Genomic DNA, 14,547 nt, shown 5'->3' with positions numbered 1-14,547 from the left:
GTTCATTGAGTGACCTGTAATTGATAGACGCGCGAAAAGTCGATGTCTCGCGCAATGAAGATCCCGATCCGTTCACCTTGGTTCTTGTAAAACGTCGGGGGAATGTTGATGGTATTTTTCAAGGCTTCTGCAGCCATGCTTTGCGCGGTATCTGACGAGCTATCAAAGTTGCTATTACCACTGTTTCCACCGCGATTAGCTGCATATGACGCTAAATCATCGACCAGTGATAACATCATGGCCCCGCCGAATCGCTGCCAGAAATGGGTATCAACATAACCCGGCACACCACCGCCACCGAGACTGTCTGTACCCGGTGATGCCAGATTGACAACCACGCCATGCGGCGTTTTTACCCGATCCCACAACACAAATAACCGCGCCTGTCCTTGGGTCAAATTGGAACGGTATTCGCCGGTCACTTCCGAGCCACGCTCTAGCAATAACGTTACGCCGTTGTCGCTGTATACATCGCGAGTTAGGGTACATTTAGTCATGCCAGGAACAGTGGAGTTCAAGCTGGTATTGAGGACACAATCAATGTATGCCCCTTTCGCCAGCAAATAATCTCGATTGAACAACCGCGCCGCAACTTGGCTTTCGGTCTGTGTAGATGAAAGCATTGAGCCTAATGAGCCAGCCGCAGCGCCGCCACTCCCCCCCATCAAACCGGAGGCTGCAGCTTGTGCCTGTACCTGTTGAGCATAGAGATCAAAAACCCCGCCGGATGTTGACGTTGACGCCGGCGTTTTAGGCACAATACCTAAGCTCTCCCCTTTGCCGTTTCCTCCCAACGACGAACCACTGCGATCCAGTACCACGCGACGAGTCACTTCGCCCGTGCCTTTTTTCCGACCACTAGGAGGTAGTGGCGGCGGCTCTGGCGTATCGTCGGTGGTGGTCGTTGATGTTGTTGTAGTGGCCGGTGTAGCGTTTTGCGCGGGGGGTGCAGGTGTAGACGGGGCGTAATGGAATGTTTTACCTGTCTGGTTACGGCTTCGTCCTGCCAAATCTTGGTTGTAAGTAGAAGTTGGCGGCGGCTCTTGCTCACGCGGTTTTTCTGGGGTCGATTGGTAGAAAAACCAGATAAGTAAACCGACCAACATTATTACAAATACGAGAAAACCAACCACTTTTCGCTTATCCGGCTTAGGGCGTGAAGCGTTTAACGCCACTATCGGATCTTGTTCATCTTCGCGTTCGTCGCTCACCTATTCACCTCCCATGACTTCACGAGTTACACCACGTAATGACGTACTGCTCGACGGCGTGACTGGCGCAGTATCAAAACCTCGATTTGTTACACCCACGACGGCATTGTTAAGCCGCAATACCCATTGCGGGGCTAAACGCTGCATAACCAACGTATTAGGCCGCTGTGGGTTAATATGGGTGTTAACCAAGGTTTCGCTACCATCCTCCGCAACAATAAAGACGGCGGGGATTTCGCCTTTTCCGGGGAATGTCAGATAAGTAAATGTGCCGTCGTCAAAGGCAGCAATCGGCGCTATCGCCCGTGATTTGCGTCCGACCTGCATGACATAGTTATTATTTTTCACCACTGGCGGTGCAGCTAATCGCCGCGCCAACGCCGCTTTTTGTGCCGCGACTCGCTGAGCCGTTTTTTGCTCTTGTGTCAGCTCTTTCGGGTAGTTAAACGTTAAACGAAATGTATTGCGCCGCTGCCCAGCTGCGCCCTCACCAAGCGTTAACAGAAACGTGTAATTTCGCTTGTTGGTGACAACAAACAAATTTGTACGCCAATCATGCGGTGTCGGCAGGACAGTGATCTCTTTCTCAACCTCGTTGCCCTCCATGTCTACCGTAGTTTCTTTCGCTTTTGCTGACCGGGCCTTTAAAAATAAATGGTTTCCGGTATTTTCAATTTCCCATCCATCAGCAAACCCCGTTTTCACCAACTCAATATTTTCGCCTTTATCAAAAATAACATGCGTCGCCATGCCGATCCCGGCAGTGATTTCTACGACATCATCATTTGCATAGGCGGTATGTTGAATATTGGTATCGCGTGGGGAATGGCGGGGAATATCGAGAGCATAGCTAGGTATACAATACGCCGAGAGTAACAGAGCGATGACTGTTTTTCTCATGGGGCATTCTCCGGGTCTACACGATAGCTGACCACTTCAAAACCCCACGGATTTTGTCTACGGTCTTCAACGGACAATGTTTCTTGCGGTTTATAGCGATAGCCCAAGGTCGCAATCCAAATTGTCTGCTGGCCTTTCCCATTGCTTTCACTGTCTTTAATCGTTTTTTCAAACCGCACAGTAGCAATTTTGCTTTCAGTATTTGTCACAATACTGAGGATCTTTACCGTGGCTTTAACACGTTTTCCCCACAGCGCATCGAGTGCCTGATCCCCTTCAAAAATGGCTTTATATTCATTTTGAACCGGCACAGACGAAAACCGTATTGTTGAGTCGTAATCTTGCTGGATTGTGTACCAGTCATAAACTTCACGCCAACGCACATAAGCGCCTATCCAGTATTCATCCAATGCCCGATTTGACGAAATCGCTTTGTTTCCATCTTTCAGCACCGTCAAAATTTCAGTTTGCCCACTGTTTTTATCAACAGAGAGAACAAACGGCTCATTTGATTTTAACGGCGTTAATCCGTATATAGCCCCCGCTAAGATCAGCACAAGACCTACCGAGGCCCCGCTAATCATCCATGCGCGCCGGTTAGAACTGGCGTACATAGCCGCTTTATGGGCCTCAAAATCCAGAGCCTCATCAGCGTTGTTGGGTTTGAGTCTCATTAATCACCTCGATTGCAGCATGACGATAATCCGGTTTTTTACCGGTTTGGGCCGTACACGCAGTGAGCAGACATGCGAATACCGCCGCAGTAAGCAGTTTCATGAACAGTCCTTGAAAAAATTAAGGTAGGAATACGATTACTCGTTATTTTGTGCGGCCAGCGCCGCTTTTTGCATAGCCTCGTTCTGTGCTTTCTTGAGGGCTTTTGCAACACGCACTTTTTCTTGATACACCGGAATCCAAGCATCTGGATCAGACCCGACTTCATTCACCGCTTCATCAAACAATGGCAATTCATCAGTACCCGCCGAAAGAATAGACAGTACATCATCCATACCCGGCATATCGAGAGAGCACAGTACCGATTGTCCGCCTTGCTTAATCAAGCACATTCGGCTGCCTTCATCGAGTTCTTTAAAGAGATCAAATTCGCAGTCGGTTAACCCCAACTGATCCACATACTCTTCCCGTGTTGCGTTCTTATTGGGTAAATACACGCCCGTTGGTGATTGCGTTTTCAACTCTGCACCTTGCCGAGAATCGAGCAATGACTTAGGCATTTGAGTACCAAACACCCCGAAACCGTTTTGCTTACGGATAGTGAGCTGTTTGTTTCCTACAAACTCAGAGAATGCTTCATCATTAACCCACTTCCATGCTTCATCCATGAAATAGGCAAAACGTCGCCCATCAATGACCTCTTCCATGCGATGCAACAGATACAGGCTTATTGGTGTGCGCACATTGTCGTTGTCTAAAAACGCTGTACCATCAATACCGATGTTGGGCGAGATATTGAAATCCAACCGATCCGTTGGGTTATCAAAAACCCAACCAAACTCACCGCCCACACACCACCGGTCTAAACGTAGCTTGATACTATTACGCTGCTCTTCGCGACTGGTTCCAACAGAAATGTTTTGATTTACCATCGACAGGCGTCGGATAGATTTATCCATACGCATGACAGTATCGACCGCTTTACTGATGGACAGCTCTTCAAACGGCTCAAGTTCTCTATTCGCCGGTCGAACTAACCACCGTACAAGCATTTTGAGAAACGTAATATTGTTAGTGGTCGGCTCCATTTGAAACGGATTAAACCCTGTCGGCTCGCCGTTATGAACACGAAAATAATGCCCACCCAGCGCCCGGATCAAGACTTCTACACCCCGGTCTTTATCAAAAAAGACGGTACTCAATGGTGTCAACGCTGTCCGATATTTTTGTAGCTGACAGTACAGCAACCCCATTAATACTGTTTTACCCGTACCCGTTCGGCCAAAAATCAGGGTATTACCGGCAACCTTTTTGCCGAAATTATTCTCACCAATGCGGGTATAGGCAAAATTAAAGAAGTACGGTTGTCCTGATAGAGTTTGCAAACGAGTGACAGCTGGCCCCCACGGATTACCATCCATCGAGCCAAATAAGAAATTATGAAACGGTGCTAGACTCGCAAAGTTGCGACTCGTTATACCGGCAATGCGTGGACGATAGCGCCAATTACCGGGTAGCTGAGCAAAAAACGTTGCATCCATTGCCACCGCGACGGGTACTGTCAGCAGTTCACAATCACTCAGAACTTTCATTGCATGAACACGGTTTGATTGTACCGTGTCCTTGTCTTTTCCCATCACCATCAGGGAAAAGTGATATTCCCCCATGCAGAACAATCCGTCTTTCAGATCGTTAATAGCCTTATGCAATGCCTCTATCTGGCGATATGCACCATCACCCGCATTCGTCAGCATTCGACCCCGCGCAGTGAGAAACGCCTCCCCCGGTTTTTTCGGCATCAAACTAAAACTTTGGGTGAGAATAAACGGATATGGCACATACAGCAGCCGATCTAATAAACCGTTGTGCGTTTCCAACGGATACTCTTTGATGTCCAACCCCGCCAGATGCCACGTACTCGACGCATTACTCAATGATAACGAATCCGTTTTATCATCAATCGTCACCCACGCATCACCGATAGCGTCACAGATCAGCCCATGAGGAACAGGAACCGGCGTCCACGCCCCAGACAGTAAAAAGTTGAGAAAAGTCAGCGCCTGTGAATAACGCCGTCCGTCGATCTCTTCAATCCCCAACGGAGGAAACGACGGCATATCTTCGCTGGGCGCATGGAAATGGTTTCGCACCTGCCCAGCAACAGTATCAAATGCACTTAACCGTGCTTTCAACGTGGCTTTCATCTTAGCCGGATCGGTATGTGCAACCCGTTTGAGTCGGCCCAAAATGCTTTCGTCTTGCTGCAGCACGGTGATATACAACTCATTGACCCACGCAGTATCACCTAATACAGCTTGATATTGCTGATTCACGTCGGCACAAAACGGAATACCAAACGTTGCAGGCAACGGGTGTTGAACTTCACGACGGACAACGTGAGTCCAAATACTCACGCGATCACCAGACAAACCTTTAAGCAAATTATTTAAGCGATTGTGCGCTATAGCTAATTCATCAACTGATTTTGTCTCGAACGCTAAACCGCCGACACGGAAAATACGCAATAACGCACCATCATGAGTAATTAGTGTGGTGTCGTCGATGTGTGATGAGTACGGGATAAAATCGGCTAGCGACGTAGCTTGATCACGGGCGACAGAAGACGGTAACGCCTGCATAAAAACTATCTCCGAGATTTAAAGGGCAAGGGACTGTAAACGGTAAGCCCGCCGTATACACGGCGGGTACGATCATGCTTACGACATAAAATGCGCAACCACAGCAAGCCAAACATACCGTCATCACGGTGAGTGATATAACGCATCACCCCGTAATTGATAGGCAAGAGAAGAAGTCCCCACAGCCCTACATCAAACAAATAATTAGCCCACAAACTTGCTAATAGAATTGTACCGCTAGCCCCCAATAAGGGTTTCACCGGTACAGACGCAAGCATTGCAGGCCGAGTACACGCTTTAAATAGGGGTTCAGACATAATAATTACGCTAACAAATACCGTGCAATTTCAGCAGCACCACCAATAAGCAAACCGCCAATAACAATTTTACCGACTTCCATCACTGTTGCATTCATCCAGACGAATTTATAACCAGCCCAAATGAGAGCGGCGGTGACTGCTCCAATGGATGCGCCCCGTAAAATGGCAATGATGTTTTCCATAAAGTTATTTACTTTATCTAGGCCACCTGACGCATATGCGATTTCAGGCAAGAAAAACGCAGCTACCACCGCCAATACAACGAACGTATATGACTGTGATTTAGCATTAAGGTTTAATTTCATAAGAGACTCTTATCATTGAATTGGTGATTAATGGGTGTGCGAATGCACACCGTCATTACCGCTACATCAACGGTAATGACGGTGCACACGGATAACGTTAATTACCAGTGCGATTAAAAGATAATGTCAGTAGATGTGGTGTAAAACTTGGGGAGTAGATAGCTAACTTGTAGGGAACTTTGTGATTTACTTATCTGTACGTTCTCTTTTGCTTCGGACTTCAAGTTTTGAATAGACCGTTTGTATCTAATATCTTTAGCTAATTTATAAAGCTCTCTCAACTCACGAACAGTGATAACATTGTCTTTAAGCGCATAATGAATTGCATCATTAAAGGTCTTATCTCTTAGTTCGTCACGGGTAGATATAAGGTTAGATAAATCTTCCTCTCCGACAGCTTTACTTTCAAACTCTTCTTGCGTTTGCGGTTTAAAGTCTTTCTTAAAGAGATCACTATTTAAAAGAATATTACCCACACAAAAAACAAAGAGCAAAAAAATAAGAAACCAAAGAAAACACACAAACGGCTCAGGAAGTTTTTTCACATCACCATTACTTTTCATTGTTTTTAACTATCCTTAGCAAGCCCTCTTCTGCTTGCTGCATTTTGATTTCTTTGTATAGCGATTTAAGATCAATGAACTCACCACGCTTAACCCCATCATCACGAAGAGCTGCAGTTATTGCGTTATCAAAAACAGGGCTATTCAATTCTTTAGCGTAACGAGCAAGCGTATCTAAATCCTCCACCGAAGCACTTAAAACAAAATTACTCCACCAGTAACAAAGGGCTGCCAACAAAACAAAAATCATGACAGCAATCAACTCACCAGTAAACCGCTCAATGAAATTTAAAAACTTAGTTAAGTTACTTTCCATTTCCGTATTTTCCTAAATGGTCAAATTCTTTCTTATTGCCTCGTGCTGGTCTACGAGTTCGCTTAACATCACTCAGTTTTTTTAGGTACTCTATAGAAAAATCAGCACAGCTCGCACTGTTTGTGGAGTCAATCGGATAACGAGAACGGATACTTTCGTCAAAAGCGAAAGGTAGGAAGGAATTATACAAAGCACTCTCCTTGTACAGACCGCTATTGCCCAAGCAATAGCTTAAACAAATCAAAATCAGTCATGTGTAACAGAGACGGGGAGAGTTCGTTTCGCTTGCGGACAAGCTTAAGAATGGTCTTACATTCAAAATCAAACTCTTTCATGATTACCAGAGCAGCTCGATGCCGCTCTTCATTCCCCAAACTAGACTCTGCAAGCTGCAGTCCTTTCAATGCAGAAGTAAATCGCTTAGTGGCCTCCGGCCCATGAATAACCAAGACTAAGAAATGCAGCTCTTCCATTAACATGCTTAAATATCCACGCCAACATATGGTTAGATTATCGTAGCTCGCGAGAAAACTCTAAGGACTCAGAGGTATTAGTTAACTCAGAGATAGAAGTTAAAACAACGGAATCGCACGCACTAATGCCGAAGCTTTCAACCCGACCATCACTAAGACCTACCTGAACAAACAAATTATTATTGTCAGGAAAATAACTTGTCGTATATACCATAGAGAAATCATTAACCTGAACAGGTGTAAGTGAGTCTGAAATTGGTGATGAATGAACAAACAATACCTTTCCGGTTTTATTGTTTTTCAACTTAATAACAATAAACTCTTTAGCATTAGTATTCCCTCCTTTCTTTTGGCAATCGAGGGTAGTCGTTACATTAGTATGTTTAGTTGTGGTACTGCATCCAGAAACAACAAATGCCGCCAACAAGACGGATGTAGCGATAAGTGATTTTTTCATTGTTAAATCTATTGGTTATCGTCTAAAAATGATTTTGTATACGCAGCTATCGAAGGTAATTGCTTATAAAAAATCGATTATTTTTTCTTCTTTTTTTCTTCTTCTTGCTTAGGTGGGAAAAAATCAATGCGGCCAAACACATCCGCTTGCATAACAGCACGCTCAGCTTTTGTTCGACGTTTTTTCCTCATAGTCTCAAGTTTAGATTGAGCTAAGATGGATTTTTTATGCCGAACTACACACATTGGCATTGATACACCTCCTTGTTTAGAGAAATATGACTACTGCACTCACAGGTAGAGTGATCAATAAATGCACAAGTCATATCTCGCAATTAAGATCATTTCTGTGGGCTTTTTACACATAGGCGCGACACGATGCCCTATCGTTCGTCCAGCAAACATTCCTCCATAGTGCTGGCTAGCGTCGCTAATCGATTTTTAAAGAGCAGGAAACTTATTCTTTTTCTGTTGCTGACCCGATCTTAGTTATCGTGTCAAATCTTAATAGATGATCTTTTAACCTCATGAATGCTTCTTTCCGCTTTGAGCGGCCCGATAATTCGATTGATTTTTCCAGTAGCTCTTTAAGTTCAGGATCTAATTCAATCGTTACGTAAGTTTTTTTACTTTTCATGCTGTTTTTTTTAAAAAAATGGAAGGTAATTATAAACTTAAGATCTAAATGCAAAAAGGTTGCCTTTTTGCTTTAAAAGGCAACCTTGATTGATTGGGGGATGATGTTAATTAACGCATTTTTATAGTGATTAAGAGAATGTCTAAGAGCACTGATTGCCGTAAGCAAGAAAGGTTTACTATCCCCATTTTTTTTATAGACGCATGGAGATGTTTATCTACGCCCTGCCGAGATATACCTATTTGCTGGCCTATCTGGGCTGACGTCATGCCCTTTGCATACAGATATGTACATGTTGCTTGAGCTTGTGTAAGGGATGGAAAGCATTTGTGAAATGCTGAATTTAGACTATCATTATGCATAGCCTTAACCTCCTAAAAGTCGTTTATCATGCTAGGGGGTGTGGTTAGCAATGAGAGCGAGTGTGGCGCTCTGCTCTCATTGTGCTTTGTGTTATTTTATTGAGTTAATCTTATCAGTGTTGTGAATCCAGCCTTTCCTGATTGTGGCATTGCCTTGGTATTAATGTAATAAATTCCTCTCCTCATTGTTCTAGCAATAATCTTTTTTGCTTCCAATTCGATCAGCCCTTTTTGAAATGTTCGGATTGTCATCTGAACAGCATTTGAGCTTTGCATAAACTCTTCTAGCGATAAGCGGTCAAGTGCCATTGTGTCTGGCGTTTGAGGTTGGTTTTTTTGCAAAAGCCAGATTAATACCATCAATGCTTTACGCCCAGAAGGAGCAAGTTGCAGCATATTGCTCATATGCTTTGTTGATTCGGTTATAAAATCTTCTTCACTGAGCTGTAAGCTGCTTATCAGGTTGGTTCCCATTTCTTCGTTATTAGCGATATGAAGATTACAACCTAGAGCTGTATTGGTGCTGGATAAGAACGGGTTGTCTTTGTGTCGAATGATAGACATAAGTGAGCCTTTATCCATGATGTAAAATGAGTAAATTAAGATTCGTTTTGATATAAAAAAGATACATGAAGTGAAGAAAATAGGCAAAAAAAAGACGTGAGTTGTGTTTTTTAAACCGTAATAAATTGCGGTTTAATGTTTTTTCTCTTTTAAAACATGATGTTGCGTGCGGTCTTGAAGTGGTAGTGAGAGATGTGCTACCCTTTCAGGGTTTCTTGTATTCTTTGCGGATAGGACACCCCGGTAAGAGTGTCTATCGAGGATGGGGAAAAAGTTCTCTTCCTTGAAATGCAAAAACCCCCCGAAATCTTGAGTCAACTTGGCGGAAGAGTCAGATATTCAGGGGGTTCAACACGCAGGCTTGGCCTAAAAGGAATTATAGCAAATGCGCAACTCTATTCAACCTTTTGTTACCGCCATAAGTGCTGGGCGGTGTGCTTAACGAGTCTTCATTACGTTATGCTGCCGACACTGAGAGCGGCGACTTATCTAGTAAAATTCATCGTCATCATACTCCTACTTTCTCTGGGACTGTTCCGCGTTGTGTCGCGGCTAAACGCTTTGCTGCTGCGTTAAAAGTGCATTCATGGAATCGCAATCGAGCTTTAGTTCGCCAGAGACAAGATTCTGGCCGTCGGATCGCTATTCGCTCTGAGCGTCGTCAGACGTTGGATGCGCTAGCTATGGCATTGATTGCATATTGTGATTACAGCCCGGAAAGTGATTATCTTTTTGAAGTATTTGCCAGTGTGGAGCAGTTAGCTTCGGTTACTGGGCAGCGGCATTTATGTGACAGTGGCCGAGTAACTTACGATCCAACATTGAACGCGCTTAAACAGCTTGCTGATGCGCAATTGATCATTGTTCAGCACGGCCATGATCCCGATACTCGCCAGCAAAAAGCTATGCGGATCTGGTTGCGCCCCGAGTTTTTCCAATCAATCGGTTTTACGCTACTCGAAGTACGTCAGATGTTACGTAATTTCCGTAAATACATGGAGCGTACAGGTTACCGTGAGACGGCGAAGTCACGCTATGCTGAGCATGTTATGCGTATTGCTCGTTCTAACGTGGCGAGTATTGATGATCGCCATGCGTTGAAAGCTCTGTTGAAGAAATTGAAGTATTTAGTGTTGGGTGATGCTGAAAAAGAGGCTGAGAAGCGTCACATTGAGCAAGCGACCAAGCAAAAGCTGGCTGCTACACGTAAAACTCAACAAGAAGATGACCCATTGCGTGAACTGCGTGCTCGTTGGCAAGCTGTCGCGGCTACGGGTACGGTTTCCAACACGGTCATTGAAATGGCTGTTTTAAAAGAGCATCCAGACGTACAGAATCATTCGATTCAGTTCTACACGCTCTGTTTAGCGAGAAAATCAGGCTAATCCCTATCTATCTTTTTCTATCAGCTTAATTGCTGAGGTTTTCGTACATCTCTACCCTAAATGCCCCTTGCTTTTGGCTGCTTCCAGCTTTGTTGTCTAGATGGAGTAACGAGTTTTTTGCTAGGTTTAGGTGGCCAGCTACTGATCCGTATATTTATTGAGCGGTTAAATTCGATCTATTTCCTTTGAATATCGTTAAATTCGTTCTTAACTCCTGAACATAAAGCCCTTTAATAAAAAGGGGGTAGCCAACTCAAAACGGCTACGCCCCGTTTTTCTTGGCTCACATAAATAATCGCTACGCGATATTGAGTACCTCCCATCGTTTACGATGGGCCCCAATCTACTCTCCGACAAAAACAACAGAAAACATCAACAACCCATTGCTAAAAATCACGGCACAACCCCATCGCTCAACCGCGCAATAAGCATCACAAAAACATCACGTACTGTGAGATTCAAAAAAGCGCTCAGCAGGAGGCGGGGTAATTTTGCCGCTCTGCGCGTATGCTGTTTTACGGCGTATCAGCTATTGTGGTCACGATTAATCATCCAGCGCGCCTTACATGCCCTGTTACACAGGGCATTACCCACAAACCTTCTATTGCGTATTTAAGCTCTTACAAAGGAACATAGTTGCTCTTACAAGCAATAGTCTCCCTATAACCTTGTGATATATACGTATAAATCAGTGTCTAACTATGACTTTCTGGTTTTCTAACAACGGAACACAAGGTATACTCTACACAACTACACAACCACACAACTACACAACTACACAACTACACAAGAGAGGGAGTATGCCCATAATCTCAGTAACGCAACGCAAGGGCGGATGCGGAAAATCAAATCTAGTTGTTCATCTTTGGGGTGCGTTAAAAGCTAAAAATCCAGAGGCAAAAGTATTAGTTGTTGATTCAGATCCTCAAGGAAGTGTTACCGAGTTCTTTGAGGAGCGAAAAAATATTGGCCTTCCGTGTCCAGCCTTGAGCCATCAAGTAAGGAATTTAAAGCATCAAGAAAAACATTTTGATTACATTATTGTGGATGTAGCGGGACGAGACTCTAAAGAAGCCGTTTCCGTATTGAGGGAGAGTGATTTAACAATAGTTCCTGTCAAACCATCATCTTTTGATCTCAATGCGTTAGGGTATTGGTTGGGAAGAATTGAGGCAGAAAAAGAAGAAAATACAGCATTAAAAACACTGGTCGTCATTAATTCTGCGCATACAAACCCAATGAGTCATGAATTAAAAGATACAAAACGAGCTTTACTATCTGTTGAATCAATAGCAACTGTTTCAAAAACAGTGATACACGAAAGAATTGCATATCGCACATCCATTGCAAACAATAAAACTATTCACGAGTGGAATGATTCCAAAGCTAAAGGAGAAGTCAGTTGTTTGCTGAAAGAGATTATAGAGTTGAGTGGTGAAAAATGAAGGATATTACTATAAGACGAGTTGATAAGGGTGTTGTTGATGGCGACAAAAAACACAATTTCAAGAGAGTTCAACTTTCTTTCGACGAGCCAACAAACTTTTCATTAAACAAGATTTGTTTAGGAGTTGTAGAAGAAGGCAATAGACCTCTGGATAGATCCAAAATGGTTAGAGCGCTGATTCGATATGCGGATAGCCTCTCACTATTGGAAATTAAAGCTTTACTGAAGCAGTTTGGCGATTAATATACACAACTACACAACTACACAACTACACAACTACACAAGCAGAATTGTATATATAAAAACCCCAGCAACCTACCACAGTCCTCTGGGGTTTTAAGCGTACCATTCATAGGATAGTACAAAATGAACAATACCTTTTTAAAAGCGGCTTGCCTAGCCCTTTCCCTTGCTGTTGCTGCCCTCTCCGGCTGGCTGACTGTCTCTTTCATGTTTTCAATCGGTCAAGCTGTTGGTGCGCCGTTTACAACTGCAGCGATCGGTGGGATTCTTGATCTGACTAAGTGCCTCTCTCCGGCATTCGTCATTTTGTTCCTGGCTAAACGTCGCTATGCATCATTCCTGTTTGCGTTGTTGCTGAGTCTTTCGTTAAGCCTGGTCTCTTTTGCCGCATCTGTTGCTTCGCTTGAATCCGGTATTGTTGCTAGTCAGCAGAACTCCGCAGCGCATCAACGTATTGCACAGCAAATCGAGCTTTATACCGTTCAAGTTAATGAGCTGCGTAATCTGGCCGCTTTACAGCAAAGCGCCAAGCAGGTGACTAAATCGCAAAGTACCCTTTCTCAAGCAAATGTCCTGCTGAGTAAAATTGATTCATTGTCAGCACAGCAAGCTAGCACTAACACTGAAACAACCGTTGATCGCTACGGCATGTTCATTTCATATATTGCTGCAGCAGCTTTGGAGCTAACAAGTTGGCTGCTTGTCTTGGTTGCATCTACGCTACGACACACTCAAGCACACTTGAACACAGTCGAAATAAATCAGTGTGACGAGGGAGCGTGCAGCCCTGAAACCGTGTTAATACCAGTTAGCACGGGGAATATTAACGACACACTCAATGCACACTCAGACACACCGGCTATGAATGACTGTGTGTTTGAAAAAGCTGACTGTGTTGATATTGCTGACTGTGTTGAGCTTGATAAATGTACAGAGCAACTATGCCTTGAGATTAAGCAAGCGATACTGAGTCAAGCGGTAAAGCCAAGCCATCGCGGCATTACCGCCGCTTTTGGTTCGGTTGGCCGTGATGTGATTAATCATGTTTTGACTGAGTTAAGCAATACAGGTTTATTGCGTCCATATCGTAACGGATACGCTTTAGCGATTTGATTTTTAAAGGAGTTATATTTTCATGATACTTGCACGCCTTTGTGAGTTTATGACGCTATCGCGTCTTTATATTTTGTTTGTGGTTAGTCTAGTGGGTTATGGGGCAGCGGTTCTCTTTTATGACGAGGCATCAGTAGAGCACTTGGAGGAGTTAGCCCATAGTGCTGATTCGCTGAAAAATCCGGCCTTTAATCAAGCATTGCGTGATTCATTTTCTGACGGCGACGGTAAAGTTACGAATTTTGAGTACTTCAAGTTGAGTGCAATGGCTTATCGTTTAGAATCTGAAATGAAAAAAGAACAAGCTGAAACGACGTTAAATAAAATTGTAGATACAGAAAAGTAATCAATAATTGCCTCTTATTCTGGTTCGTTTTGCTGTGATATAATAAATCGTGTTTTTAATTTAATTATTACTGGAGACATTTTCACATGGAAAATAGCGAAATCATCAAGACTCTGACCAATATCCGTTCTTTGCGTGTTTTTGCGCGTGAGGTTGAGTTCTCCGCTCTCGAAGATATGTTGACTAAGCTTTCTGCTGTTGTAGAAGAGCGACGCGAATCTGTCGAAGCTGAAAAAGCGGCAAATGCTGAAAAAGCGGCAAAGCTGGAAGCGTACAAAAAAATGCTGGCCGAGGATGGTATCTCGCTAGATGATTTACTATCTACTGAGGTGGCACAACCAAAAGCTAAGAAAACTCGTCAGCCACGCGCACCAAAATACGAGTACCGAGATGATAACGGCAATATGAAGACATGGACAGGGCAGGGACGTATGCCTGCACCAATTGCGAAAGCGGTCGAGGAAGGTGCAACGCTGGAAAGCTTCTTGATTAATCCTTTAGTCTAATGTAGTTAAGCTGACCTTTCCCCCAAAATTAAGACCATGACATTGATGAGATTTCCAATACACTGAGGTTAATGGAGGTCTCAAAA

General features: G+C 43.9%; 21 protein-coding genes. 6 read left to right on the top strand and 15 right to left on the bottom strand.

Annotated features, from left to right (window positions below; all coding sequences use genetic code 11):
* Nucleotides 1-2: 2 nt before the first annotated feature.
* From virB10 to L975_RS09225, 15 genes are all read right to left on the bottom strand, one after another.
* Nucleotides 3-1,211 (bottom strand): type IV secretion system protein VirB10, encoded by a 1,209-nt coding sequence (gene virB10 / locus L975_RS09270; protein WP_218185587.1) that lies wholly within the window; start codon nucleotides 1,209-1,211, stop codon nucleotides 3-5.
* Nucleotides 1,212-2,111 carry a P-type conjugative transfer protein VirB9 gene (gene virB9 / locus L975_RS09265; protein WP_047708296.1) on the bottom strand — a complete coding sequence of 300 codons (900 nt, stop codon included), beginning with the start codon at nucleotides 2,109-2,111 and terminating at the stop codon, nucleotides 1,212-1,214. It lies immediately after the preceding gene.
* Complete coding sequence (locus L975_RS09260; RefSeq protein WP_047708294.1) at nucleotides 2,108-2,785, bottom strand: virB8 family protein; 678 nt, start codon at nucleotides 2,783-2,785, stop codon at nucleotides 2,108-2,110. The genes virB9 and L975_RS09260 overlap by 4 nt, the downstream gene beginning before the upstream one ends.
* Nucleotides 2,760-2,888 (bottom strand): hypothetical protein, encoded by a 129-nt coding sequence (locus L975_RS18640; protein WP_255359269.1) that lies wholly within the window; start codon nucleotides 2,886-2,888, stop codon nucleotides 2,760-2,762. The genes L975_RS09260 and L975_RS18640 overlap by 26 nt, the downstream gene beginning before the upstream one ends.
* A 35-nt stretch (nucleotides 2,889-2,923) precedes the next feature.
* Nucleotides 2,924-5,425, bottom strand: a complete 2,502-nt coding sequence (locus tag L975_RS09255; protein WP_047708292.1) for a VirB4 family type IV secretion/conjugal transfer ATPase — start codon at nucleotides 5,423-5,425, stop codon at nucleotides 2,924-2,926.
* A 5-nt stretch (nucleotides 5,426-5,430) separates the two neighbouring features.
* Nucleotides 5,431-5,742, bottom strand: a complete 312-nt coding sequence (locus tag L975_RS18750; RefSeq protein WP_072033048.1) for a VirB3 family type IV secretion system protein — start codon at nucleotides 5,740-5,742, stop codon at nucleotides 5,431-5,433.
* 5 nt (nucleotides 5,743-5,747) lie between these two features.
* The gene (locus tag L975_RS09250) at nucleotides 5,748-6,050 is read right to left on the bottom strand and encodes a TrbC/VirB2 family protein (RefSeq protein WP_047708291.1); all 303 of its coding nucleotides are present in this window, start codon (nucleotides 6,048-6,050) and stop codon (nucleotides 5,748-5,750) included.
* 113 nt (nucleotides 6,051-6,163) lie between these two features.
* Nucleotides 6,164-6,613, bottom strand: a complete 450-nt coding sequence (locus L975_RS09245) for a hypothetical protein (RefSeq protein ID WP_047708290.1) — start codon at nucleotides 6,611-6,613, stop codon at nucleotides 6,164-6,166.
* Nucleotides 6,603-6,929, bottom strand: coding sequence for a hypothetical protein (locus L975_RS09240; RefSeq protein WP_047708288.1), 327 nt, complete (start codon nucleotides 6,927-6,929; stop codon nucleotides 6,603-6,605). Before L975_RS09240 ends, L975_RS09245 begins: the two co-directional genes overlap by 11 nt.
* Nucleotides 6,930-7,141: 212 nt before the next feature.
* The gene (locus L975_RS09235; RefSeq protein ID WP_156121177.1) at nucleotides 7,142-7,408 is read right to left on the bottom strand and encodes a hypothetical protein; all 267 of its coding nucleotides are present in this window, start codon (nucleotides 7,406-7,408) and stop codon (nucleotides 7,142-7,144) included.
* Nucleotides 7,409-7,439: 31 nt separating this feature from the next.
* The gene (locus L975_RS18145; protein ID WP_156121175.1) at nucleotides 7,440-7,859 is read right to left on the bottom strand and encodes a hypothetical protein; all 420 of its coding nucleotides are present in this window, start codon (nucleotides 7,857-7,859) and stop codon (nucleotides 7,440-7,442) included.
* Nucleotides 7,860-7,936: 77 nt separating this feature from the next.
* Nucleotides 7,937-8,110, bottom strand: coding sequence for a hypothetical protein (locus L975_RS18140; protein WP_156121173.1), 174 nt, complete (start codon nucleotides 8,108-8,110; stop codon nucleotides 7,937-7,939).
* A gap of 205 nt (nucleotides 8,111-8,315) precedes the next feature.
* Nucleotides 8,316-8,495: a TraY domain-containing protein gene (locus L975_RS09230; RefSeq protein WP_156121171.1), complete on the bottom strand. Its 180-nt coding sequence runs from the start codon at nucleotides 8,493-8,495 to the stop codon at nucleotides 8,316-8,318.
* 110 nt (nucleotides 8,496-8,605) lie between these two features.
* The gene (locus tag L975_RS18745; RefSeq protein WP_072033047.1) at nucleotides 8,606-8,857 is read right to left on the bottom strand and encodes a helix-turn-helix transcriptional regulator; all 252 of its coding nucleotides are present in this window, start codon (nucleotides 8,855-8,857) and stop codon (nucleotides 8,606-8,608) included.
* Nucleotides 8,858-8,953: 96 nt separating this feature from the next.
* A complete protein-coding gene (locus L975_RS09225) occupies nucleotides 8,954-9,421 on the bottom strand; it encodes a hypothetical protein (RefSeq protein WP_047708283.1) in 468 nt (155 codons plus the stop codon).
* Nucleotides 9,422-10,104: 683 nt separating this feature from the next.
* Between L975_RS09225 and L975_RS09220 the strand changes: the two genes are divergently transcribed.
* The 6 genes from L975_RS09220 to L975_RS09195 all read left to right on the top strand — a co-directional run bounded on the left by L975_RS09220 (nucleotide 10,105) and on the right by L975_RS09195 (nucleotide 14,461).
* A complete protein-coding gene (locus tag L975_RS09220; RefSeq protein ID WP_052181376.1) occupies nucleotides 10,105-10,806 on the top strand; it encodes a hypothetical protein in 702 nt (233 codons plus the stop codon).
* Between the two features lie 800 nt (nucleotides 10,807-11,606).
* Entirely contained in the window at nucleotides 11,607-12,251 is a 645-nt protein-coding gene (locus L975_RS09215; protein WP_047708281.1) for a ParA family protein, read from the top strand.
* Nucleotides 12,248-12,496, top strand: coding sequence for a hypothetical protein (locus L975_RS09210; RefSeq protein ID WP_047708280.1), 249 nt, complete (start codon nucleotides 12,248-12,250; stop codon nucleotides 12,494-12,496). Before L975_RS09215 ends, L975_RS09210 begins: the two co-directional genes overlap by 4 nt.
* 123 nt (nucleotides 12,497-12,619) lie before the next feature.
* Nucleotides 12,620-13,609, top strand: coding sequence for a hypothetical protein (locus L975_RS09205; RefSeq protein WP_047708278.1), 990 nt, complete (start codon nucleotides 12,620-12,622; stop codon nucleotides 13,607-13,609).
* Nucleotides 13,610-13,631: 22 nt separating this feature from the next.
* Nucleotides 13,632-13,955, top strand: a complete 324-nt coding sequence (locus tag L975_RS09200) for a hypothetical protein (protein WP_047708277.1) — start codon at nucleotides 13,632-13,634, stop codon at nucleotides 13,953-13,955.
* Between the two features lie 86 nt (nucleotides 13,956-14,041).
* Entirely contained in the window at nucleotides 14,042-14,461 is a 420-nt protein-coding gene (locus tag L975_RS09195; protein ID WP_047708275.1) for an H-NS family nucleoid-associated regulatory protein, read from the top strand.
* Nucleotides 14,462-14,547 lie beyond the last annotated feature (86 nt).

It is taken from the genome of Plesiomonas sp. ZOR0011, assembly GCF_000800945.1.
Taxonomy (GTDB): domain Bacteria; phylum Pseudomonadota; class Gammaproteobacteria; order Enterobacterales; family CAMTGL01; genus Plesiomonas; species Plesiomonas shigelloides.
The sequence above is the reverse complement of the archived record's forward strand: the minus strand, read 5'-3'. Positions and strand labels throughout refer to the sequence as shown.